Below are 21,030 nucleotides of genomic sequence, written 5' to 3' on the forward strand. Positions count from 1 at the left end.
GGATCAATTGCCGTACGGATCGAAGTCGAAGTACTTCTTCGCAATCTGCGCATAGGTGCCGTCCTGGCGCATCGACGCGATCGCCGCGTTGATCGATGCCTGCACTTCGGTTTCATCCTTGCGCAAGCCGATGCCGACGCCGCGATCGCCCATCGAAAGCGGCTCGCCGACAAACGCGAAGCCCTTGCCCGCCGGCGTACGCAGGAAGCCGTAATCGGCCTCGACGGTGCCGAGCAACGCGCCGTCGAGCCTGCCGTTGCGCAGATCGGCGAACACCTCGTCCTGGCTCTTGTAGGCGACCACGTTCGCGCCGAGCGGCGTCCAGTTCTTCAGCGCGTAGCCCTCGAACTGCGTGCCCGACTGCACGCCGATCTGCTTGCCGGCAAGTCCGCTCGCCGTAGGCGCGAGCGATGAGCCTTGCCGCGCGATCAGCCGCGACTTGAACTGGAACAGCTTCGACGAAAACAGGATCTGCTGCTCGCGCTTTTCGGTGATCGCCATCGACGACAGCACCGCGTCTATCTTGCGTGCCTGCAGCGCCGGAATCATGCCCGAAAACTCGAGTTCGACCCACTGACAATGCGCGTGGATGCGCCGGCAAATCTCGTTGCCGAGATCGACGTCGAAGCCCTTCAGACTGCCGTCGGGGGCCTTCGAGTCCATCGGCGGATAGGTCGGGTCGATGCCGAGGCGCAACGTGTTGGCGTCAGCGGCGAACGCGCCGCTGCTGAAAGCCAGCGCGGCGCAAAGAGTCATCAGCGAAGTTTTCATGGACGGCGACGTGAGCGGATCAGGACAGCGCGATCGTAAGCTGCCGCCGTGCCTCGAAGAAGTCCCGTTCGGACTATCATGATCACTTTTACCGATCACCAGTCCCTGACGCCAATGGCATTGACGATTTCGCAGTTGCGCGCGTTCACGGCGGTCGCCGAGCATGGCAGCATCCGCGCGGCGTCGCGCGCGCTCGGCATTGCGCAAAGCGGCATCACGCAGCAGTTGCAGAACCTCGAATCGATGCTCGGCGCGACGTTGTTCACGCGTACCAATCGCGGCATTGCGCTGACCGCGCTGGGCCAGCGGCTGCTCCAGCGGGCCGGCGCGATCCTCGGTGAATGCGAGCGGGCCGAGGAGGACGTGCGTCAGTTGCGCGGCGACTACGTGGGCGAGGTCACGTTCGGCATGACGACCGAGCCGCTCGTCGACGCGTTCGCGCCGGTGCTGATGGAGTTTCGCGCGCGCTTCGAGCGCGTCGCCGTGCATCTGCGCACGGGCACGTCGCGCATGATGATTTCGTGGATCCGTGAAGGCACGTTGGATTTCGCGGTCGCGCTCGTCTCGAAGCAGACCGATACCGCCGATCTGTCGGTCACGCCACTCTATCCGTCCGACCCGGTGATCGTGTGCCGGCGCGGTCATCCGAAGGCGGATGCGAAGTCTCTCGCCGAGCTCGTCGATTGCACGTGGGTGACGACGCGCTCGCCGAATCTGACCGAGGAGCCGCACGTCAACCGCTTGAGCCATCTGTTCGACAGCCACGGTTTGCCGCCGCCGAAGATCGTCGCGACCGTCGAGGGCTTATACGAGACGTTGCATCTGGTAGGCGCGACGGATTGCCTGTCGCTCGAATCGTCGGTCATCACGAAGCGGGGACCGTTCGCGGACATGCTGACGACGATCCCGGTGCGCGAGCGCGCGTTGCAGCAAAACGTCTGTCTGCTGCAACGCGCGGCGATTCCACTGACGCCAGCCACGCAGGAGTTCGCGACGATGATCGCGTCGTACACGCGCACGGTGCGGGCGCGTTGAGCCTTGAACTTCAACCCGCCGTTTCTTCGAGCGCGATCAATTCTTCGATGCGTTGTCTGCGCCGGATCAGCCGCGCATTGCCGCGCTCGATCAGCACCTCGGGAGCAAGCGGCCGGCTGTTGTAGTTCGATGACATCGACGCGCCATACGCGCCCGCATCGTGAAACACGAGCAAGTCGCCCACTTGAGGCGCGGGCATCGAGCGGCTCGTCACGACACCGCCTTCCGCCTGCGTAAACACGTCGCCGGTCTCGCACAACGGCCCCGCCACGCTGAACGAGCCGACCGGTGCATCGCTCGGCGTACCGTCGCGCCGAAGCACGCTGATCTCGTGATGACTGCCGTAGAACGACGGCCGCACGAGGTCATTGAAGCCCGCGTCGAGCAGCGCGAATTGCCGCGACGGCCGCCGGTTCAGCGCGTGCACTTCGGCGACCAGCACGCCTGCCTGCGCGACCAGAAAGCGCCCCGGTTCGATTTCGAGCCGCACACGATGCCCGACCTGTGCTTCGATGCGCCGCCGCGCATCGTCCCACAGCCGGAAATAATGCGCGGTATCGACGCTCGGCTCGCCATCGCGATACGGAACCGACAAACCACCACCCGCGGAAATCGCCTCGATATCCTGATCGAGTTGCGACACTGCATCGACCATCGCGTCGCAAACTCTCGCGAGATGCGCATAATCGACACCGGAGCCGATATGCATGTGCAGCCCGACGAGCTTCAGCCGATAGCGCCGCACCAGTTCGAGCGCGCGTGGCAGGTCGTCGCGCCAGATGCCGTGCTTGCTGTGCTCGCCGCCGGTGTTGGTCTTGCTGCTGTGGCCGTGACCGAAGCCGGGATTGATCCGCAGCCACACGCGATGGCCTTCGCTCGCATGTCGTCCGAACCGTTCGAGCATGTCGAGCGAGCCGGCGTTGACCGTGATCCGCTCGTGGAGCACGGTGGCTAGCGTCGCGTGGTCGAGCACGTCGGCGGTAAATACCACGCCTTCGGGTGCGTCGTGCGACCTAGGTTGAGTCGCAAAGCCCGCCGCAAAACTGCGTGTCAGTTCGCCTGAAGAGACTGCATCGACCATCACGCCTTCGTCGCGCATCAGCTTCAGGATGTGCACGTTCGAACAGGCCTTCTGCGCGTAGCGGATCGTGTCGAAGCTGCGCAACTGCCCGATGCGCCGGCGGATCGCGTCGGCGTCGTACACCCATAGCGGCGTGCCGTGCTGGCGCCCGAGATCGGCGAGTTGATGGGGGTTGAATGGCGTCACGGTCGGTTGCATGTCGAAGCTTTGCGAAAGCGTTAGCCGACATGATGAGCCGCGGCGATCATTCAGTAAAATACCAATCTATCGCTGATCTATTCACTTCTGATATACCCCGAACCACAATGGCGCTCACGCACCGGCACATCGAAATCTTCCGCGCGCTGATGACAGGCGGCAGCGTCACCAAGGCAGCCGAGATGCTGTTCACGTCGCAGCCCACTGTGAGCCGCGAACTGGCGCGCATGGAACAGAGCATCGGCTTCGCATTGTTCGAGCGCGCGCAGGGCCGGCTGCGTCCAACGCAATCCGCGCTGACGCTGTTCGACGAGATTCAGCGCGCGTATGTCGGGCTCGAGCGCGTCGCGTCGACGGCGGCCGCGCTGCGCGAATTCAAGGGCGGCCAGCTGTCCGTGATCGCGCTGCCGGTGTTTTCGCATTCGATCCTGCCGGGCGCCGTCAAACGCTTTCACGATGCGCAGCCGGGTGTCAGCGTATCGATCGCGACGCAGGAGTCGCCGTTTCTCGAAGAATGGCTGACCGCGCAGCGCTACGACCTCGGCCTCACCGAGCACGACGCGCCGCCGCCCGGCACGCGGCTCACGCCGCTGATCGCCGTCGATGAAGTGTGCGTGCTGCCCGACGCTCACCCGCTGCTCGCGAAACGCGTGATCGCGTTGAAAGACTTCGCCGATCAGGCGTTCATCAGCCTGTCTGCCAACGATCCGTACCGGCTGCAGATCGACGAAGCGTTCGCGCGGGCTGGCATCGCGCGCCGCCTGCTGATCGAAACGCCGACCGCGGTATCGGTGTGCAGCTTCGTGCGGCAAGGGCTCGGCATCGCGATCGTCAATCCGCTGACCGCGCTCGATTTCGCGGGCCGCAATCTGCATATCCGGCCGCTCGCGTTATCGCTGCCGTTTCGCGTCGGCGTGATCCGTCCCGAGCACCGGCCCGCGCATCCGCTCGCGGACGCGTTCGTCGGCGCGCTGCAAAGCGAAGCCGCCGCGCTGCGACTACAATTGAAACGTCACACCAGCCCCACGCGGTCCTCGCAGTCATAGCAGTCACGGCGGCGCCCGTCGTCATCCCCCGGCGAATCCGCGCAGCAGCACGCGCGCTCGCGCGGGGCCACCGCCCGAACCGTCCGCCGCGCCAACCGGGCACGCTTCAAGCTGACATCACCCGCATACCGATTACCGACGCGCCGCGCGTTCGCGCCGCATCGGCGCGCCGTTTTCGAGTCCTCACGTCATAGACCCTCAACAGGAGTGTTCCACATGATGAATCGAGACAATCCCGTCTGGCTGATCACAGGCTGTTCCACCGGCTTCGGCCGCGAGCTCGCGAAGCTCGTGCTCGAACGCGGCTGGCGCGCGGTCGTCACCGCGCGCGATGCATCGAAAGTGAAGGACATTGCCCAGGGGCACGGCGAGCGCGCGCTGGTGCTGCCGCTCGACGTGACCAATCGCGCGCAGATCGAAACCGTGGTCGCGCAGGCGAAGCGCCATTTCGGCCGTATCGACGCGCTCGTCAACAACGCGGGCTACGGTTATCTGGCCGCGATCGAGGAAGGCGACGACAGCGAAGTCCGCGCGATGTTCGAGACCAACGTGTTCGGTCTCATCGACATCACGAAGGCCGTGCTGCCGATCATGCGCGAGCAGCGCAGCGGTTTGATCGTCAACGTGTCGTCGATCGGCGGCATTACGAGTTTCGCGGCGACCGGCTTTTATCATGCGACCAAGTACGCGGTCGAGGGGCTGTCGGAATCGCTCGCGCTGGAAGTGAAGCCGCTCGGCATCGGCGTGCTGATCGTCGAGCCGGGGCCGTTCCGCACCAACTGGGCGGGGCCGTCGATCAAGCAGTCGGCGACGCTGATCGACGACTACGCGTCGACCGCCGGCGAGCGCCGCAAGCAGACCGAAGCGCGCAGCGGCAAGCAGGCTGGCGACCCGGTGCGCGCCGCGCAGGCGATCATCGATGCGGCGTTGTCGGACACGCCGCCGCTGCGTCTGCTGCTCGGCAAGGCCGCGCTCGATCTCGCGTACAAGAAGCTCGATTTCATGCGCGGCGATTTCGACACATGGCGAGCGACGACCGAGGGCGCGGACTATCCGGAACGGACGGCGTAGAGCAGGTTTGTCAGGCGAGCCTCGGCGCGTGCCTTAAAACTCCACCAGCGCAAAATCGTCCTTGCCCACATCGCACAGCGGGCAGCGCCAGTCGGCCGGCACATCGGCCCAGCGCGTGCCCGGCGCGATGCCCTCTTCCGGCACGCCGGCGGCTTCGTCGTAGACCCAGCCGCAGATCACGCAGACCCATTGCTTGAACTCCTCGGCCGTGGCGGCGTTCGCGGCCGACGGCGCATCGGGCTTAGCGGACGCGGCGGCATCCGCCGCGTTCGTGCGCGCCGTCGGATCGAGGCTCACGACGAGCGGCGCGACCATGCCGCTACCGGTTCCCGCGAGCCGCGCCTGCAAGCTGTCGAGCAGGCGCTGCGCTTCGTCGTGGGTCAGATCGATCCAGTACGGATCGCCGGCGCCATCGTTGAGCCGCTCGGGGGAAAACTGGATTTCTACGGCTACGCCCTTTTTGTACATGGCAATCGGAAACTCGAGAAAGCCGGCGACGCGCGCCGGCGTAAGGCTGCCCGCGCGACGCGGGCGCTGCTTCAGTGCGCCTGTATCAGCAGGTTCAGCGCGTACGACGCGATCAGGCCGGCGGCGCCGATCAGGCCAAGCAGTTGCAGCAGAGTGAGGGATTTACGCGAGGCGGCGGGGGTTTGTTGCGTGGTCACGAGTGAGTCTTGAAGTTTGGAAAAAGCGCAATGGTACACGGGTGCGGACGCGACGAATGTCGATTGGCGCAAACTCGCGAGCAATAACAGTACCGTGCGACATTATCGCCGCTTGCACGCCGCGCATTGTCTACCGTGCGGAGATGGATTAATTCCCAGCGAGGGAGAAAGCCGTGGCGGGACGGGTTGCGCGGCGCCGGTGAACACACCCGCGCCGCGCTGCGTTCAGGTCTTCGCGAGCGGATTGCCGTGACGCGAATCCCAGAAGCGGATCACCGAGGTATCGCCAGTGCCCGCGCCGACCACCTGGTCCGGCGCGCCGCACTCGCGCAGCAGCGCGCGCAGGTCGTTGATGACCGGGAACACCTCGTGATTCCAGTCGGCTCCCTGCGAATCGTGGGCGCGCTGCTCCGCTTCGACGATCTCGCGATCCTCCTTGAAAATACGCTCGGTGAACCACACCAGCAGCGGCCATGCAAGATTCATCACACCCGGAATGCCGGGCTTGCGGATGGACAGCAGCCCGAAGGTTCGGTTGGTGCGCTGCTCGCGATCGAGCGGCACATAGACGATCCACAGGTCCATCACCAGCGTCTTGTCGTCGTTGCGGATCTGCAGGGTCTGGTATGGGTATTCGGTGCGGATCGTCATCACGTCTTTATGGTTGAAGCCACCGGTCTTGCGCCTCTCGCCGAACACCATCGCTTCGCCAATCGGCTGCTGGCCCGCCATCCGCGCGAACGTATAGTCGATCTCGACCCAGCCCTCACCGCGCCGCCGCCCGAGCGAACGCGCGCGCATCTGCCCCATCTGGCGCCGATGCAGGAACTGGTGATTCATGTCCATCAGGTTCTCGTGCATGAACGAATAATGACACTTGACCGGACGGCCGAAGCGGCGCGTCTTGTACTTCGGGTCCGACACCGAGCAAAAGCCCGGCAGCGGCCGTTCCTCGGCGAGCGCGGCATCGCCGGGAAACACGAAGATCAGTCCCTCCACTTCCTGACACGGATACGAACGCACGCCGTTCGGCAGACGCTCGCGGCCGAGGTAGGGCACATCGATGCAGGTGCCCGAACAGTCGTAGGTCCAGCCGTGATAGCCGCAGCGAATCGATTCGCCGTCGACCACGCCCTGATGCAGCGGCACCTGCCGATGCGCACAGCGATCTTCGAGCGCGAACACCTTGCCGCTCTCGGTGCGCGCGAGCACGATCGGATCGCCGGCGAAGGTCACGCCGAGCGTCTTGCCGCGCTTCACTTCATGCGACCACGCGAGCGGGTACCAGTAATCGGGATGAATGGCGACGCGGCGCAGATCACGCACCGGCGCGTCGTGAGTGGCTTGAGCAGGCGCGGCGGCAAGCGCGGCGCCGGCGATTTCCTGTTCCTGTTCTAGCGGGGGAACTGCATGCATAGGTCAAGCCTCCGTGCACGAGCGGATAGAAGGTTGCCGCGCTGCATGGCAGTGCGGCATCTTTACCAGTCTACTTGATGCAGCCGCCGCATGGCACTGTGGCGGGCATGCGCGATGCGTCGCAGCACACATTGCGCATCGGCCGCATCGGCGTGAAGGATCTACCTTTACCACACCCGCCCTACAGAAACATTGACCTGGGTTATGAGCTGTCCATCGACGTGCTCAATCGTCGTCGCGAGCGACGAGCCCGGTGCGCCGTTGCACGCCCCATGCGCGGCCGCCGCGCAAAAAGTGCAGCCAGCCGAGCGCGGCACCCAGATGACGCGCGAGCTGGAACGTGAACGGCTCGGCGACGGCCGCGAGCATCGCCATGCCGAGGCTGTTGCCGCTGCGCTCGCCGGTCCAGCGCCGGTACAAATGGATGCTCCAAAGGTAAAACGCCAGATCGATCGCCGTTTTCAGACCGATCACGCTGAAGATCGACACGACGATCGCGCCATGTCCGCCGAATAGAAGACCGAGTAGCAATGCGAATGCCGTGAGGCCGTAGATCGGCTGCATCGTGTCGACCGCCTTGATCGGCAGCATCAGCATGCCGAGCGTGCCGTAGCGCGGATTGCCGGTCATGTCGCGGTTCCAGTACTGCGTCTGAAGGAAGCCCGCGAACCAGCGGCGACGCTGGCGCAGAAAGCTTGCGAGGGTGTCGGGCGCATCGGTGCGCGCATGCGCTTCGCCGACCACGCGCACGTCCCAGCCGAGCTCGTGATCGACCGAATAGCGGCGCAGCCGGTGAATCAGCTCGTAGTCCTCGACCAGACACTGCGGATCGAAGCCGCCGACCGCGACAAGCGCATCGCGGCGGAACGACGCGAATGCGCCCGAGATCAGCAGCAGGCTGTCCGCGCGCATCCACGCGAAACGCGCGATGAAGTTGCGCATGTACTCGTAGGTCTGGAACCACTGGAACACGCGGCCCGACAGCGACTTGCCGCAGACCGGCACGAGAATGCCCGCCGCTGCGACGAGCGACGGTTCGCTCGCGAACGCGGCGCGCATCGCGTAGGTGGCGTCGTCGTCGAGCAGCGTGTCCGCGTCGACGGTCATCACGGTGTCGGTCGTCATCACGGTGATCGCGGCGTTCAGCGCGCGCGCCTTGCCGCCGTGCGGCACGCGCAGCCAGAACAGATTCGGATGCAGCGAACTCGGCGCGCTCAGCACGCCTTCGGCGGCGGGCGTGAGGCCGAAGCGTTGGGTGAGCAGGTCGGCAGTGGAGTCGGTGGAGCCGTCGTCGGCGATCACGATCTGCGCCGGGCCGTGCGTTTGCCTCAACAGCGCGGCGAGCGTCACCGGCAACACGGTGGCCTCGTTATGCGACGCGACGATGACACCCATGCCCGGCAGTTCGCGCCGTTCGTAGTCGGCTTCGAGCGGCGCCGCGCGGCGCGTGAGCGGCAACGATTTCCACGTGACGAACGCGAGCAGCAACGTGTCATAGACGACATACGCAATTCCGGTTGACCACGCAAGCGCACCGCGCAGAAAGAACGCGCGCGCGAACAGCAGCGCCCACAGCACGACGACGCTGGAATGGATCAGCGTGCTCCAAAGCGTCGCGCGACGCGGCAGGATGCGTGGTGACGCGGCCGCGAGTGCCTGTTCGAGGGTCTTCTTCAAAGCGAATATTTCAGGTTGGAGCTGGTGGCGGTTGGTTGATGAAACCGTGTTCGTGCCGCGGCTTTACGGCTTCATGCGCTTCAACACCGATTTGCGATCGAGCCATTCATGCTTGAGCGCGCCGCCGATATGCATCGCCAGCAACGCATAAAGCGTATAGCCGAGCCACGTATGCAGCGCGCCGAAGCGATCGTGCAATGTCTCCTTCAGCGTCGGGTCGAGGTGCATCACATAGCCGATACGCGGCCATTGGAACAGGCCAAACCACTGCATCGGATGCGTGGCCGCGCCCTTCCACGCGGAATCGTGCAGCCAGCCGGACAGCGGCAACGCAATCATCAGCAAATACAGCGCGAAGTGCGCGAGATGCGCGGCCATCTTTTCCCACGACGGAAACTCGCGCGGCAACGGCGGCGGCTTGTGCGACAGGCGCCACAGAATGCGCAGCACCGCGAGCCCGAGCACCGTGATGCCGATCGATTTGTGCGTGTCGATCACAGGACGCACCCAGTCGTCGGGCAGGGAATCAGCGGACAGAGCGAGCACGACGTTGACGATCATCAGCAACGCGATCAGCCAGTGCAATGTCATCGCGGTGCGCGTGTAACGCGGCGGGTAAGTCGCATCGGTCGAATCGGCCAGGGAGTTCGCTTGGGTGTTCATAGGGGTTCCGTTCACGAAGGCGATGAAAGGCGCGAAAGATGTTTGAAAATCGACGCTGCCGGTATCAGGCAAACGCCCAAGTTTGCCGTCTTATTCCGTAAAGCGCTTAACGTGCGTGTTTCAGTTTGTTTCGGGCTTTTGATTTCGCGCACCGACTCGTTTCACGGGATGACGCGGGTCCTTGTTCCGCTCATCGCTCAACTGCCGCTCGCCCCAAGCGCGCACTGCTTCGGCGAACAAACGCAGCGCGGTCGGCGGATGACGGTTGGCCGGGTAGTACAGGCACAAGCCCGCGAAGGTCGGGCTCCACTCCGGCAGCAACTGCACGAGCCGGCCGCTCGCGACGTGTTCGGCCACATGGTCGAGCGGCACCCAGGCGACGCCGATGCCGGCCAGCGCCGCTTCGACCATCAGGTTCACATTGCCGAGCGTCATCGGTCCATCGACGTCGATGCTCGCGCTCTTGCCGCGATGCGTGAGGTCCCAGCGATACAGCGTGCCGCTTTCAAAGCGAAAGCGAATGCAACGGTGCCGCATCAGATCGTGCGGCGCCTTGGGGGCGGGATAACGCGCGAGATACTCGGGCGACGCGGCCGCCACCAGACGCATGTCGCGCCCGAAGCGGACCGCGATCATGTCGCGCGGCACGTCCTCGAGCACGCGGATGCCCGCATCGAATCCTTCGGCGACGATATCGACGAGCCTCGAATCGACCACGAACTCGACGTGAATCTCGGGATAGCGCGCGAAGAAATCGGGCAGCACATGCCGCACGAGCTGTTTCGCGGACGCCTCCGAAGCGCTGATGCGGATCGTGCCCGACGGCCGGTTGCGCGCGGCCGTGACTTCCCCGACCGCGTCGTCGAGATCCGCCAGCGCCGGACGCACGCGCCGTAGCAATTGCTCGCCAGCTTCCGTCAACGCGACTGAACGCGTGGTGCGATTGAAGAGCCGCACGTCGAGGCGCGACTCCATGTTGCGCATTGCGTGACTCAACGCCGACGGCGACAGCCCGAGCACGCGCGCGGCGGCGCTGAAGCTGCGCTGCTCGGCGATCGTGATGAAGGCGGTCAGTTCGGCCAGGCCCGCGCGCGGCAGTCGGGAATTCGCCATTTGTGAATTCAATTCAATACGTCATGCAAGTATAGAGATATTGTTGAGCCGCACACAGCAACCTAAACTCGCTTCCAGTGCCGCGACTCGCGTGGCGCGTGTCGCATTCAAAGCGTCGTGGTCCCGGCAGCAGCCGGGGGCCGGGCGCATCAACTGGAGCATCGTATGCAAACACGTCAACTCGGTAAAAGCGGCCTCGAAGTATCCGCGCTCGGCCTCGGCTGCATGGGCCTGAGCTTCGGCTACGGCCCTGCCACCGAAAAAGCGGCCGGCATCGAACTGATCCGCGCGGCCTTCGAGCAAGGCGTCACGTTCTTCGATACCGCCGAGGTCTATGGTCCGTTTGTGAACGAAGAGCTGGTCGGCGAAGCGGTCGCGCCGTTTCGCGATCAGGTGGTGGTCGCGACCAAGTTCGGCTTTCAGGACGGCGACACCAAAAAGCCGCTCAACAGCCGGCCCGAAAACATTCGCGCTGTCGCCGAGGCTGCGTTGAAGCGTCTGAAAACCGACCGCATCGATCTGTTCTATCAGCATCGCGTCGATCCGAACGTGCCGATCGAGGACGTCGCCGGTGCGGTGAAAGATCTGATCGCCGCGGGCAAGGTCGGGCACTTCGGGCTGTCCGAAGCGGGCGTGGAGTCGATCCGCCGCGCACACGCGGTGCAGCCGGTCGCGGCGTTGCAAAGCGAGTATTCGCTGTGGTGGCGCGAGCCCGAAGCCAGCGTGCTGCCGACGCTCGAAGAACTCGGTATCGGCTTCGTGCCGTTCAGCCCGCTCGGCAAGGGCTTTCTGACCGGCGCGATCGACGAGCGCACGACCTTCGACAAGAGCGATTTCCGCAATATCGCGCCGCGCTTCTCGGAAGAGAACCGCAAGGCGAATGCCGCGCTGGTGGACGTGCTCGGCCGGATCGCAGATGGCAAAGGCACGACGCGCGCGCAGATCGCGTTAGCGTGGCTGCTCGCGCAGAAGCCATGGATCGTGCCGATTCCGGGCACGACGAAGCTGCCGCGCCTCGCGGAGAACGTCGGCGCCGCCAGTGTCGTGCTGACGCCGGCGGATCTCTCCGACATCGAAGCGGCGCTCGAGCAGATCAAGGTGGTGGGCGAGCGCTATCCGGCGCAGCTTCAGCGGTTCATCAACCGCTAGGCGGTGCGCGGTCGCGGCGCTTCAGGTTTTGGACCTGTGCCGCGGTTTGCCTGGCTTTTTGCCCGGCGCCCCGCAGATCAGCGCGACGCCAGCCTGCGCCGTCGCGCGCAGCGACTCGCGCGAGTCGCCCGCGCGCGAGCGCAGCGCGAGAGTATGCAAAATCGCCGATGCGACTCGGCACGGCGGAACGCGCGAAATTGCAGGAGTGGCTTGGCTTCATCAGCACGGAGCTGCACAAGGGAGTATTCGTGCCGCTGCTCGATCCGGACGCGGCCGCCGACGTTCTTAGCTATACACACAAGAAGGTGGCGTTGCGATTGAACGTGCTGGAGCAGCATTTGCATGGACGCGAGTTTTTGCTGGAGCGGTTTTCCGTCGCGGATGCTTATCTGGTCACTGTGTTGAACTGGGCGCGCTACAGCGGCGTCGAGCTCGCGCAGTGGCCATCGGTGCAGCAGTACTACGAACGCACCGCGCGTAGACCATCCGTTGCAAAAGCGATGGCGGAGGAGTACGTGCTTTATCGCGAGGAACAGGACAGACGCAAAGCCGCGGCCATGTAGTCTTGTTCACTAGCTCGACCGCAAACTCCGCAATACGTCGAGCACATACTGAGTCGGACGCTCCACCATACCCGCGCGATAGGCCAGGCCCAGCTGCCGCCATAACGCCGGGCGCAGCGGACGTGTGACGATGCGAGTGTCGGCCGTTGAGCAGCGCGCTTCCTGCGGCAGCAGCGCGGCGCCGTATCCCGCCGCCACGAGACTCTTGATCGCATCCGAGTAGTTGAGCTGGATGCGCGGCGTGGGATGCTGCCCCGCCGCGCTGAACCATTCCGTCGTCAAACGGGAAAGCCGCGTGGTGGCGTCGTTCAGGATCAGCGGCTTCGCGGCGATCCAATGCGGCGTGATGCGCGCCGGACATTGCCACCCGGCCGGCATGAATGCGACCACCGGATCGCGGCGCCATTTTTCGATCGATAGCCCGCGTATCGGCGCTTGCGGCAGCGCCACGATGCCCACGTCGAGCGACTCCTCCGCGAGTCGCGTCAGCGTTTGCTGCGAAGTCAGCACGGCGATTTGTACGTCGATGCCGGGATGGTCCTCGGCCAGCCGTTCCAACGCCTGCGGCAGCAGATTCGCGATGGCTGCGGTGGAAGCGCCGAGCCGAACCCGTCCGCCGAGCCCTTCCACCTGCCGCCGCACGTCTTCCAGCGCCTGCTCCGCATTCGCCAGCAATTGACGCGCATAGGCCACCAGCGTCTCGCCGATCGCCGAAGCGCGCACCTGGCCGCGTTTGCGCGACAGCAGCGGCGCACCGACGCGACTTTCGAGATCCGCGATATGCAGACTGACCGTGGGTGGCGCGAGATGCAGAACGCCAGCGGCCTCGGCAAAAGAGCCGAGGTCGGCGACGACAACGAGGGTGCGCAGGCGGTCGAGACTGATCTCTCTCATCGGAGTCGGAATGGCATTGGTCAGAAAAACTGAATCACATGGTCAGTAAACTCAACTTTTCCAATCTTACGTGCTGATGGAACATGGTGGCGCTGGTTTTTGAACGCTGACTATCGGGACATCGGCATGAACTCATCTTCAACAAGAAGTTGCGAGCCGGAAGACGCTTCTCATCCGCTAGACGCAATGTCGGACGACGCCAGGTCGTTGCTGCTCGGGTTCGTCTTTACAGGCGTCGTGCTGGCCCTCGGCGTGATGGCGATGATCTGGACGGCGTCTCGCCCCCCGCTCAAAGGCAAGGACTGCTCGGACCGCATCGCAAACGGCGAACACGCGAGCTTCGTCGCGTTCTTCCAGGACCCGGCGGACCAGGGAGCGTTGCTGCGGTCGATCGAAGATTGCGCGAGATGAGCGCCGTTGCGGCGGCATAGCGCGCTGGTCGGCTGCGCCATCCCACACCCTCGCCAGGAATATCCCACTTCCCGCGATACCACGGGCACAATACCCGGCGATAATGCCGGGGCACCCGCGTCTTTTCCGTTCGATATCCGAACGCGCCGCTGCCCGCGCCGTCAGTGTTCCCTTTCGATGCACCCATGAGCCACGCTACCGCCGACCAACCCGCCTCCGCCGACTCCGCTCCGAACTCGCCGCGCTTCCTGTTGTTCCTGATCTGCCTGTTCGCATCCGCCGGACAGCTCGCAATCGACATCTACGTGCCCGCGCTGCCCGCGATGGCGCACTACTTCGGTACCTCGCCGCAAGCGATCCAGACCAGCGTCACCGGCTACATGGCCGCCTACGCGTTCGGCCAGCTGATCTTCGGTCCGATCGCCGACGCGTATGGCCGCAAGCGCGTGCTCGCGTTCGGCCTGACCGTCTACACGGTCGGCTGTCTGCTGTCGCTCGCGGCGCCGAATCTCGAGACGTTCATCCTCGCCCGTGCGTTGCAGGGCTTCGGCATCGCGAGCACGAACCTGCTCGCGAAGGCGATCATCACCGATTCGTTCGCGGGTCAGGCGTTGCTGCATGCGTTCACGTACATGTCGATCGCATGGGGGCTCGCGCCGATCGTCGCGCCGGTGATCGGCGCGCATCTGCAGACGGCGTTCGGCTGGCGCGCGTGCCTCGTGTTCCTGCTGATCTATTCGCTGGTGATGTGGGCGCTCTTGTGGCGTTATCGCGAGACCTTGCCGAAGCCCGTGCATCTCGAACCGCGCACGCTGACCGCGAACGCGCGCAAGGTGCTCGCGAGCCCCGTGTTCCAAAGCTGTTTCCTCGCGCAGGGCCTGTGCTACAGCATCCTGCTCGTGTTCAACATCGTCGGGCCGTTCATGGTGCAGACCACGCTGCACAAGCCGCCGACCTTCTTCGGCTATCTCGCGCTCGGCATCGGCATGATGTACTTCCTTGGCGGTCTGTCGAATCGGCTGCACGGTCCGCGTCTGCCGAGCGCCGAGCAGCGGTTGCGCATCGGCGCGCGGCTGATGGCGGCCGCGTCGGTTGTGATGCTGCTGCTCGCGCTGACGGTCGGCCTGCGCGTGTGGACGCTCGCGACGCCCGTGCTGGTGATGGGCTTCTGCGCCGGCGCGATGTATCCGACGCTGATGGCGAAGGGCAACTCGCTGTTCCCTCACATCGCGGGCCTGACGAGCGCGATTCTCGGCTGCGCGCTGCTGCTGGTGTCCTCGGCGATGATGGGGCTGGCCGGCTTCGTGTCGGTGCAGGTGCTCACGCCGCTCGCGCTGTTCTTCGTGGTCCTCGCGTTCGTCGTGGTGATGATGGTGACGAAGCTGCTGCGTCATCTCGAGCAGGTACAGCCCGCGGCCGCGGCGACCGCGAGCGGCAACGCAGCGTGAGCCGGTACATGAGCCTGACCGAGCGCCAGACCTTCATCCGTACACGCGCGGACCGATGAGCGGCATGCGCGAGCACATCTCCGCGTCCGCTTCCGAGCGGATCGATCCCACCGTCTGGAAGGTCGCGGCGGTCGTGTCGATCGGTTCGTTCATGTCGCAGATGGATTCGACGCTCGTCAACGTGTCGCTGTCGACGATCGGCCATACGCTCGATGCGTCGATCGCCACCGCGCAGTGGATCGTCAGCGGCTACCTGCTCGCGATGGCGTTGATGTTGCCGCTCAACGGCTGGCTGGTCGACCGCATCGGCGCGAAGCGGCTGTACCTGTTCTGCTTTTCGACGTTCACGATAGCGTCGATGCTGTGCGGCGCGGCGCAGACGATCGGCGAGTTGATCGGCGCGCGCATCTTCCAGGGCCTCGTTGCCGGTGTGCTCGTGCCGATGGCGCAGATGATGATCGGACGAGTGGCCGGCAGGAACCTCGAGCGCGTGATGGGCTTCACCGCGCTGCCCATTCTGCTCGGTCCCATTCTCGGCCCGGTGCTGGCCGGACTCGTCCTCGCGCACGCGAGTTGGCCGTGGCTGTTCTTCATCAATGCGCCGGTGGGCGCTGTCGGCATCGCGATGGCGGTGTTGCTGCTGCCGCGCGATGCCCCTGCGTCGCAGAAGCGGCCGTTCGATTTCACCGGCTTTGCGCTGATCTCCCCTGGGCTGGTCGCACTCGTCTATGGACTTCAGAACGCGTTGCGCGCGGTGGGCCTCGCGTGGCTGCTTGCGGGCGTCGTGTTTCTCGCCGGGTTCGTACTGTACGCGTTGCGCAAAGGCGATGCCGCGCTGATCGACGTGCGCATGTTTGCAAGGCGTACGTTCTCGGTCGCGGCACTCGCGCAGTTCTCCGCGAACGGGATCATGTATGGACGACAGCTTGCAGTGCCGCTGTTTCTGATCGCGGGCTGCGGTTTGTCGGCCGCGCACGCGGGCGGCCTGCTCGCGGCGACCGGCGTCGGCATGATGTGCTCGTTCCCGCCGATCGGCTGGTTGACCGAGCGGCTCGGTTGCCGCGCGCTCGCGGCGGCCGGCGCATTGCTGGCGTTTCTGAGCACGCTCGTGTTTCTGTGGATGAGCATCGCTTCGTTCTCGGCCGGATGGGCCGCTGTCAGTCTGTTCGTTGCGGGCGTCGGTCAGGGGACGATCAGCGTGCCGTCGATCTCGGCCGCGTATTCGTCGATCGCGAGAGAACGGCTCGCGGTCGCGAATACGGCGTTGAACATCGCGCAGAGAGTGGGCGGTCCGTTCGCCACGACGCTGCTTTCGATGGCGATCGCGTTGACGCTGCATGGTGCTTCGGATGTCCAGCCCAGCCGATTTCTGCCGATGTTCGTGCTGCTGGCCGCGCTGCATTTGCTGTGCTTCGCAGCGACGATGTGTCTGCCAGTTCGGGTTCGGAGGGCGTAGGATGCCTCAGCGCATATTCCCGCGCCCGTGCTTCACAGTAGTCGCAAGCCGCCGTCACACTCGATCACCGCCCCCGTCATGAACGTGTTCTCCAGCAGAAACTGCAGCGCGTGCGCGACATCGTCGGCCTGGCCGACGCGCCGCACCGGTAGCGTTTCGCTTTGCTGCCGAAACAGCTCGCTTTTCACGCTCGCCGGAAATCTGTCCCACCACGGCGTATCGATCACCCCCGGCGACACCGCGTTCACGCGCAGCGGCGCCAGCTCTCGCGCCAGCGTGCCGATCATGCTTTCGAGTGCGCCGTTGATCGCGCCCAGACCCGCCGTACCCGGATTCGCGATGCGCGCCGAAATCGCGGTCAGAAACGTGATGCTGCCGTCGCGACGCAGCGCGGGCAGCGCGGTCTGCGCCGCTTCGAGCTGCGGCCAGAACTTGGCCTCGAAGCCGCGCCGCAGCGCGGCCAGATCCAGCTCCGCAAACGGCCCCGCGCCTTCGCCGCCCGACAGCGTCATCACCAGATGATCGATCCGGCCGAGGCCGCCGAAAAACCGTTCGAGCGCCGCGCGATCGGTGCAATCGAGCGCGTCGCCCGTCACCTGTGCGCCGATGCCGCTCAGCGCATCGTCCAGCTTGGCGCGGTCGCGCCCCACCGCGACGACGCTCGCGCCAGCCGCCGCGAGCCGCTTCACCGTCGCGAGCCCAACACCCGACGAACCACCCAGCACCACGACCTTCTGATTTTGCCAGTCCATTTCATTGCTCCTGAGAGTGAACGGAAGACCCCGTGGCAGTAGAATGCGCGGTGCACGCCCATCATTCAAATCGTTTAATGTCATGGCCAACATCATTGAAAATGATTTTCGGCGCTTCGACCTGAACCTGTTGCTGACCTTGCGCGCGCTGCTGGAAGAGCGCAGCGTCACGCGTGCCGCGCAGCGGCTGTTTCTTGGCCAACCGGCCGTCAGCGGCGCACTGAAACGCTTGCGCGAGACCTTCGGCGACGAGCTGTTCGTGCGCACGCCGCAAGGCATGACGCCGACGCCGCGCGCGCTCGAACTCGCGCGGCAGATCGAGCCATTCCTGCAATCGCTGCATCAGGCGCTCACGCAGCCGTCCGTGTTCGATCCGGCCCGCGCGCAGCGGGTGTTCCGCATCGGCCTCAGCGATTCGCTCGAACTGCTGCTGATGCCGGAGATCATGGCGCGCCTCGCCGTGGCAGCGCCCGGCGTGAAGCTGATCGCACGCTCCACCGATTCGACGCGCGCCGCCGCGATGCTCGACGACGGCGCGATCGAACTCGCAGTCGGCGTGTTCCGCGAGTGCGTGCCGTGGCAGCGACTCATGCCGCTGTTTTCATGGCGCTTCGTGAGCGTCTACAACCCGAAGCTCGTCAAGACGCGTCGCAAGCATCTGTCGAGGGACGAATTTCTGCGCCACCGCCACGTGCTGACTTCGTTCAGCGCCGAGCTGCGCGGCTTCATCGATGAACGACTGGAGCTGCAGGGACTGAAGCGCGAGGTCGTATTTTCGAGTTCGAACTTCGCGACCAGTCCGTTCATCGTGCAACGCACGGCGGCGATCGCGACCGTGCCGGAGTTCATCGGCCGCGTCTGGCGCGATACGCTCGGTCTCGCGCTCAGCCCGTTGCCATTCGAAGTGCCGGGCTACGAGGTTTCGTTGATGTGGGCCGCGGCGCACGATCAGGACCCGGCGTTGGCGTGGTTGAAGCGCGAGTTCGCGGATGCGTTCGGCACGGCTGACAGCACGGCGCGTGCGGCTAATTAACAGCGACGTGTGCTACGGTTCACCACCGTCACATTGCGTTGCGTCTCGTTTCACCGCTTCGCCATCGCCCGTTCAAGCCAGGAGGAAATCCCGATGACTCAGCACATCGCAAAAGGCACCTTCATCGTCTCCCTTCAACCGATGCCGTTCGAAAACGCGGAGGCCGAATCGAAGCTCGGCCGCATGTCGATCGACAAGCAGATCTCCGGCGATCTCGTCGCGACCACCCAAGGGCAAATGCTGAGCGCGATGACGAACGTCAAAGGCTCGGCTGGCTATGTCGCGCTCGAACAGGTGAGGGGCACGCTGGCGGGCAAGCAGGGCACGTTCGTGCTGCAGCATATCGGCGTGATGAATCGCGGTGCTGCGTCGCTGGCGGTGACGGTCGTGCCCGATTCGGGCACGGGCGAGCTGAGCGGCATTGAAGGCGAGTTCAAGATCGACATCGTCGATGGCGCGCATTCGTACGAGTTCGCTTATCGGCTGCCCGGCGGTTGACATGCCGAAACCCGAGCGGCCACGACACGAGCTAGCCGGGCAGGCAGGACACGGAGCTAGACCCCGTACCCTGCTGCCGGGCTTGCGGGTTCAACACCTCGGCGCTCAATGCCCCGCGATCGTCAGCGATGCCGTCAACGCATTCGGATCGTGCGAAGAAGCCCCCGCGATCATTTGATAGACGCCGCCGTTCAGCTTCCACACGTGATTGGTCGCGTCCCACGTCGACAGCAGCTTCGGCGCAATCGATACGCTGATCTGCTGCGACTGCCCCGCCTGCAACGCGACCTTTTGCCAGCCGACCAGGCGCTTCGGGGGTTCGCCCAGACCGCTCGGCAACGCGGCATAAACTTCGGCGATTTCCGCGCCCGCGCGTGAGCCGGTATTCTTGACGGTAAAGGTCACAGTCACATTGCCACTCGCATCCACTTGCGCGTTGAGGCCCGAGTAGCTGTAGCTGGTATAGGACAGCCCATAACCGAAAGGGAACAGCGGCGCGATCTGCTTGCCGTCATACCAGCGATAACCCATGAAGAGCCCTTCGCTGTAATTGACGGTCGTATCGGTGGCCGAGATCGTCGGCTGCGGCAGATCCGCGTCCTGCATGGGGAACGTGATCGGCAATTTGCCGGATGGATTGACGGCGCCGAACAGCAGATCGGCAATTGCCTGGCCGCCCTGCACGCCCGGATACCAGGCTTCGAGCACGCCATGCACGTTGCCGAGCCACGGCATCAGGACCGGGCTGCCGTTTTCGAGCACGACGATCACGCGCTTCGCTTGCGCCGCGACCGCGGTGATCAACGCGTTCTGATCGTAGCTCTGGTTATAGCTGTCGGTCGCATTGCTCGGCAGGCTCAGACTCGACAGATCCGCGCCTTCGCTTTCCCATTGCGTCGCGAACACGATCGCCACGTCCGCCTTCGCGGCCGCGGTGGCCGCCGCCGCCGCGTTCGTGCCGTCGACGAAGGTCACGCTCGCGTTCGGCGCCTTCGCCTGAATCGCGGCTAGCGGTGCCGACTTGTACCATGTCGCGCAGGTGCTCAGCAGCGGCGACGGCGACACGCAACCGGACACCGCGTTGCCCGCGGCCGCTGGCACGGCGCCCGAGCCGCCGCCCGATAGCACGCCCGCATCCGCGTGACCGCCGATCACCACGATGGACGACAACCCCGCCGCATTCAGCGGCAGCACCGGCTGCGAATCACCGTTCGCCACCGCGTTCTTCAACAACACCGACGATTGCTGCGCGACCTGCAACGCCAGCGCATTGCCCGCGGTTTGATCGACACTTCCGCCCGTGGTCGGCGGCGAATCGAAGACGCCATAGCGGATCATCGTGCGAAGCTTGCGCTGAACCATGTCGTTGAGTCGCGACATTGGCACGCTGCCGGCATTGACCGCGCTCGTCAGCGCGGTGTTGAAATAGGACGTCAGCGTGAAGCCTGGAATCGACGCTCCGCCGCCGAGATCGCCGGGCTCTTCTTCCTTGCGTGACGCCGAGTTCGAAGGCGAGCAGTTCGGTCTCGCGCATCGTGCGTTCGTCGACGACCGAGTTGCTCGTCATGCGGTTCGTTTCCTGATCGCGCCATAACCGAGCACGCGCAGCTCCGTCGCGATACGCGCGCCGTACTCGTTCGCGAGCGCCGGGTCCCAGCTTGCCGCGAGCGCCACCGGCGCGGGCAGCGCCGTCGCATTCGACTTGACGACATTGACGCCGCCCGCCGAATCGGCCATTGCAAGGCCCGGAATGCCAAGCCGCGCGATGCCCGGAATGTAGCCTGCTCCGTTGACGCCGGCCGGATACGGACCGCCCAGTCCCGCGTTGGGGATGCCGACACCGTGCACGAGCTGGATCTTTTCGGCGGTCGTCATTTGCTGGACCAGCGCGGCGGCACGCGCATCGGCGCGTGCATCGGGATCGCTCGGCAACGGCGGGTCACTGAGGCTGCTGCCATTGCCGCAGGCGGCGAGTACCACCGCGACACCGCAGGCGATGGCGCCTGCGGCAAAGGGTATCGTCAGCTTGCTTCTCATCGTCTCGCTCCGAGTTGTCGTTGTCGGTCATGTGATTTGCATTGCATAACGTT

The 21,030-nt window shown here is 64.9% G+C and carries 20 protein-coding genes and 1 pseudogene; 10 read left to right on the top strand and 11 right to left on the bottom strand.

Translation table 11 applies throughout. The annotated features are described in order from the left end of the window. Window positions 1-3: 3 nt before the first annotated feature. Window positions 4-771 carry a transporter substrate-binding domain-containing protein gene (locus G5S42_RS12505; RefSeq protein WP_176107017.1) on the bottom strand — a complete coding sequence of 256 codons (768 nt, stop codon included), beginning with the start codon at window positions 769-771 and terminating at the stop codon, window positions 4-6. Window positions 772-885: 114 nt separating this feature from the next. On the opposite strand from G5S42_RS12505, the gene G5S42_RS12510 reads away from it, so the two are divergent. Continuing rightward, the gene (locus G5S42_RS12510; RefSeq protein WP_176110503.1) at window positions 886-1,806 is read left to right on the top strand and encodes a LysR substrate-binding domain-containing protein; all 921 of its coding nucleotides are present in this window, start codon (window positions 886-888) and stop codon (window positions 1,804-1,806) included. Between the two features lie 10 nt (window positions 1,807-1,816). Here G5S42_RS12510 and lysA read toward each other — a convergent pair whose 3' ends face one another. After that, on the bottom strand, window positions 1,817-3,085 hold the full coding sequence (lysA, locus tag G5S42_RS12515) for a diaminopimelate decarboxylase (protein WP_176107018.1): 1,269 nt from the start codon (window positions 3,083-3,085) through the stop codon (window positions 1,817-1,819). A gap of 107 nt (window positions 3,086-3,192) precedes the next feature. Here lysA and G5S42_RS12520 point away from each other — a divergent pair, with 107 nt between their 5' ends. Beyond that, complete coding sequence (locus G5S42_RS12520) at window positions 3,193-4,131, top strand: LysR family transcriptional regulator (protein ID WP_176107019.1); 939 nt, start codon at window positions 3,193-3,195, stop codon at window positions 4,129-4,131. Between the two features lie 216 nt (window positions 4,132-4,347). Continuing rightward, entirely contained in the window at window positions 4,348-5,202 is an 855-nt protein-coding gene (locus G5S42_RS12525) for an oxidoreductase (RefSeq protein WP_176107020.1), read from the top strand. Window positions 5,203-5,235: 33 nt separating this feature from the next. Here the strand turns inward: G5S42_RS12525 and G5S42_RS12530 are convergent, their stop codons facing one another. From G5S42_RS12530 to G5S42_RS12555, 6 genes are all read right to left on the bottom strand, one after another. Continuing rightward, window positions 5,236-5,670, bottom strand: a complete 435-nt coding sequence (locus G5S42_RS12530) for a rubredoxin (protein WP_176107021.1) — start codon at window positions 5,668-5,670, stop codon at window positions 5,236-5,238. A gap of 71 nt (window positions 5,671-5,741) precedes the next feature. Continuing rightward, window positions 5,742-5,867, bottom strand: coding sequence for a hypothetical protein (locus G5S42_RS45165; protein WP_281374993.1), 126 nt, complete (start codon window positions 5,865-5,867; stop codon window positions 5,742-5,744). A gap of 225 nt (window positions 5,868-6,092) precedes the next feature. Then, window positions 6,093-7,283 carry a Rieske 2Fe-2S domain-containing protein gene (locus tag G5S42_RS12540; protein ID WP_176107023.1) on the bottom strand — a complete coding sequence of 397 codons (1,191 nt, stop codon included), beginning with the start codon at window positions 7,281-7,283 and terminating at the stop codon, window positions 6,093-6,095. A 225-nt stretch (window positions 7,284-7,508) separates the two neighbouring features. Then, on the bottom strand, window positions 7,509-8,960 hold the full coding sequence (locus G5S42_RS12545; protein ID WP_176107024.1) for a glycosyltransferase family 2 protein: 1,452 nt from the start codon (window positions 8,958-8,960) through the stop codon (window positions 7,509-7,511). Window positions 8,961-9,023: 63 nt separating this feature from the next. Continuing rightward, window positions 9,024-9,623 (bottom strand): cytochrome b, encoded by a 600-nt coding sequence (locus G5S42_RS12550; protein WP_176107025.1) that lies wholly within the window; start codon window positions 9,621-9,623, stop codon window positions 9,024-9,026. Window positions 9,624-9,743: 120 nt separating this feature from the next. Continuing rightward, window positions 9,744-10,721, bottom strand: coding sequence for a LysR family transcriptional regulator (locus tag G5S42_RS12555; RefSeq protein ID WP_176110504.1), 978 nt, complete (start codon window positions 10,719-10,721; stop codon window positions 9,744-9,746). Window positions 10,722-10,901: 180 nt separating this feature from the next. Between G5S42_RS12555 and G5S42_RS12560 the strand changes: the two genes are divergently transcribed. After that, window positions 10,902-11,885 (top strand): aldo/keto reductase, encoded by a 984-nt coding sequence (locus tag G5S42_RS12560; RefSeq protein ID WP_176107026.1) that lies wholly within the window; start codon window positions 10,902-10,904, stop codon window positions 11,883-11,885. A 167-nt stretch (window positions 11,886-12,052) separates the two neighbouring features. Next, complete coding sequence (locus G5S42_RS12565; protein WP_246391970.1) at window positions 12,053-12,448, top strand: glutathione binding-like protein; 396 nt, start codon at window positions 12,053-12,055, stop codon at window positions 12,446-12,448. A gap of 9 nt (window positions 12,449-12,457) precedes the next feature. Here G5S42_RS12565 and G5S42_RS12570 read toward each other — a convergent pair whose 3' ends face one another. Beyond that, window positions 12,458-13,342: a LysR family transcriptional regulator gene (locus G5S42_RS12570; RefSeq protein WP_176107027.1), complete on the bottom strand. Its 885-nt coding sequence runs from the start codon at window positions 13,340-13,342 to the stop codon at window positions 12,458-12,460. A 126-nt stretch (window positions 13,343-13,468) separates the two neighbouring features. Here G5S42_RS12570 and G5S42_RS12575 point away from each other — a divergent pair, with 126 nt between their 5' ends. The 3 genes from G5S42_RS12575 to G5S42_RS12585 all read left to right on the top strand — a co-directional run bounded on the left by G5S42_RS12575 (window position 13,469) and on the right by G5S42_RS12585 (window position 16,657). Beyond that, entirely contained in the window at window positions 13,469-13,753 is a 285-nt protein-coding gene (locus G5S42_RS12575; RefSeq protein ID WP_246391972.1) for a hypothetical protein, read from the top strand. Window positions 13,754-13,938: 185 nt separating this feature from the next. After that, window positions 13,939-15,201 (top strand): multidrug effflux MFS transporter, encoded by a 1,263-nt coding sequence (locus G5S42_RS12580; RefSeq protein WP_176107028.1) that lies wholly within the window; start codon window positions 13,939-13,941, stop codon window positions 15,199-15,201. A 55-nt stretch (window positions 15,202-15,256) separates the two neighbouring features. Further along, entirely contained in the window at window positions 15,257-16,657 is a 1,401-nt protein-coding gene (locus G5S42_RS12585) for a DHA2 family efflux MFS transporter permease subunit (RefSeq protein ID WP_176107029.1), read from the top strand. Between the two features lie 32 nt (window positions 16,658-16,689). Here the strand turns inward: G5S42_RS12585 and G5S42_RS12590 are convergent, their stop codons facing one another. Next, window positions 16,690-17,409, bottom strand: a complete 720-nt coding sequence (locus G5S42_RS12590; RefSeq protein ID WP_176107030.1) for an SDR family oxidoreductase — start codon at window positions 17,407-17,409, stop codon at window positions 16,690-16,692. Window positions 17,410-17,491: 82 nt separating this feature from the next. On the opposite strand from G5S42_RS12590, the gene G5S42_RS12595 reads away from it, so the two are divergent. Then, on the top strand, window positions 17,492-18,442 hold the full coding sequence (locus G5S42_RS12595) for a LysR family transcriptional regulator (RefSeq protein WP_176107031.1): 951 nt from the start codon (window positions 17,492-17,494) through the stop codon (window positions 18,440-18,442). A gap of 93 nt (window positions 18,443-18,535) precedes the next feature. Next, entirely contained in the window at window positions 18,536-18,940 is a 405-nt protein-coding gene (locus G5S42_RS12600; protein ID WP_176107032.1) for a DUF3224 domain-containing protein, read from the top strand. A 105-nt stretch (window positions 18,941-19,045) separates the two neighbouring features. On the opposite strand, the pseudogene G5S42_RS12605 reads toward G5S42_RS12600, so the two are convergent. Next, window positions 19,046-20,977 (bottom strand): annotated as a pseudogene (locus G5S42_RS12605) (glycoside hydrolase family 3 protein). Window positions 20,978-21,030 lie beyond the last annotated feature (53 nt).

It is taken from the genome of Paraburkholderia youngii, assembly GCF_013366925.1.
Taxonomy (GTDB): domain Bacteria; phylum Pseudomonadota; class Gammaproteobacteria; order Burkholderiales; family Burkholderiaceae; genus Paraburkholderia; species Paraburkholderia youngii.

Bases quoted from the DNA above. Each gene is read 5' to 3' on its own strand.
- G5S42_RS12530 (WP_176107021.1), bottom strand. From the start codon at position 5,670: ATGTACAAAAAGGGCGTAGCCGTAGAAATCCAGTTTTCCCCCGAGCGG.
- G5S42_RS12560 (WP_176107026.1), top strand. From the start codon at position 10,902: ATGCAAACACGTCAACTCGGTAAAAGCGGCCTCGAAGTATCCGCGCTC.
- G5S42_RS12540 (WP_176107023.1), bottom strand. From the start codon at position 7,283: ATGCATGCAGTTCCCCCGCTAGAACAGGAACAGGAAATCGCCGGCGCC.
- G5S42_RS12565 (WP_246391970.1), top strand. From the start codon at position 12,053: ATGCGACTCGGCACGGCGGAACGCGCGAAATTGCAGGAGTGGCTTGGC.
- G5S42_RS12520 (WP_176107019.1), top strand. From the start codon at position 3,193: ATGGCGCTCACGCACCGGCACATCGAAATCTTCCGCGCGCTGATGACA.
- G5S42_RS12550 (WP_176107025.1), bottom strand. From the start codon at position 9,623: ATGAACACCCAAGCGAACTCCCTGGCCGATTCGACCGATGCGACTTAC.
- G5S42_RS12510 (WP_176110503.1), top strand. From the start codon at position 886: ATGGCATTGACGATTTCGCAGTTGCGCGCGTTCACGGCGGTCGCCGAG.
- G5S42_RS12600 (WP_176107032.1), top strand. From the start codon at position 18,536: ATGACTCAGCACATCGCAAAAGGCACCTTCATCGTCTCCCTTCAACCG.
- lysA (WP_176107018.1), bottom strand. From the start codon at position 3,085: ATGCAACCGACCGTGACGCCATTCAACCCCCATCAACTCGCCGATCTC.
- G5S42_RS12580 (WP_176107028.1), top strand. From the start codon at position 13,939: ATGAGCCACGCTACCGCCGACCAACCCGCCTCCGCCGACTCCGCTCCG.
- G5S42_RS12575 (WP_246391972.1), top strand. From the start codon at position 13,469: ATGAACTCATCTTCAACAAGAAGTTGCGAGCCGGAAGACGCTTCTCAT.
- G5S42_RS12525 (WP_176107020.1), top strand. From the start codon at position 4,348: ATGATGAATCGAGACAATCCCGTCTGGCTGATCACAGGCTGTTCCACC.
- G5S42_RS12590 (WP_176107030.1), bottom strand. From the start codon at position 17,409: ATGGACTGGCAAAATCAGAAGGTCGTGGTGCTGGGTGGTTCGTCGGGT.
- G5S42_RS12595 (WP_176107031.1), top strand. From the start codon at position 17,492: ATGGCCAACATCATTGAAAATGATTTTCGGCGCTTCGACCTGAACCTG.
- G5S42_RS12505 (WP_176107017.1), bottom strand. From the start codon at position 771: ATGAAAACTTCGCTGATGACTCTTTGCGCCGCGCTGGCTTTCAGCAGC.
- G5S42_RS12570 (WP_176107027.1), bottom strand. From the start codon at position 13,342: ATGAGAGAGATCAGTCTCGACCGCCTGCGCACCCTCGTTGTCGTCGCC.
- G5S42_RS12585 (WP_176107029.1), top strand. From the start codon at position 15,257: ATGAGCGGCATGCGCGAGCACATCTCCGCGTCCGCTTCCGAGCGGATC.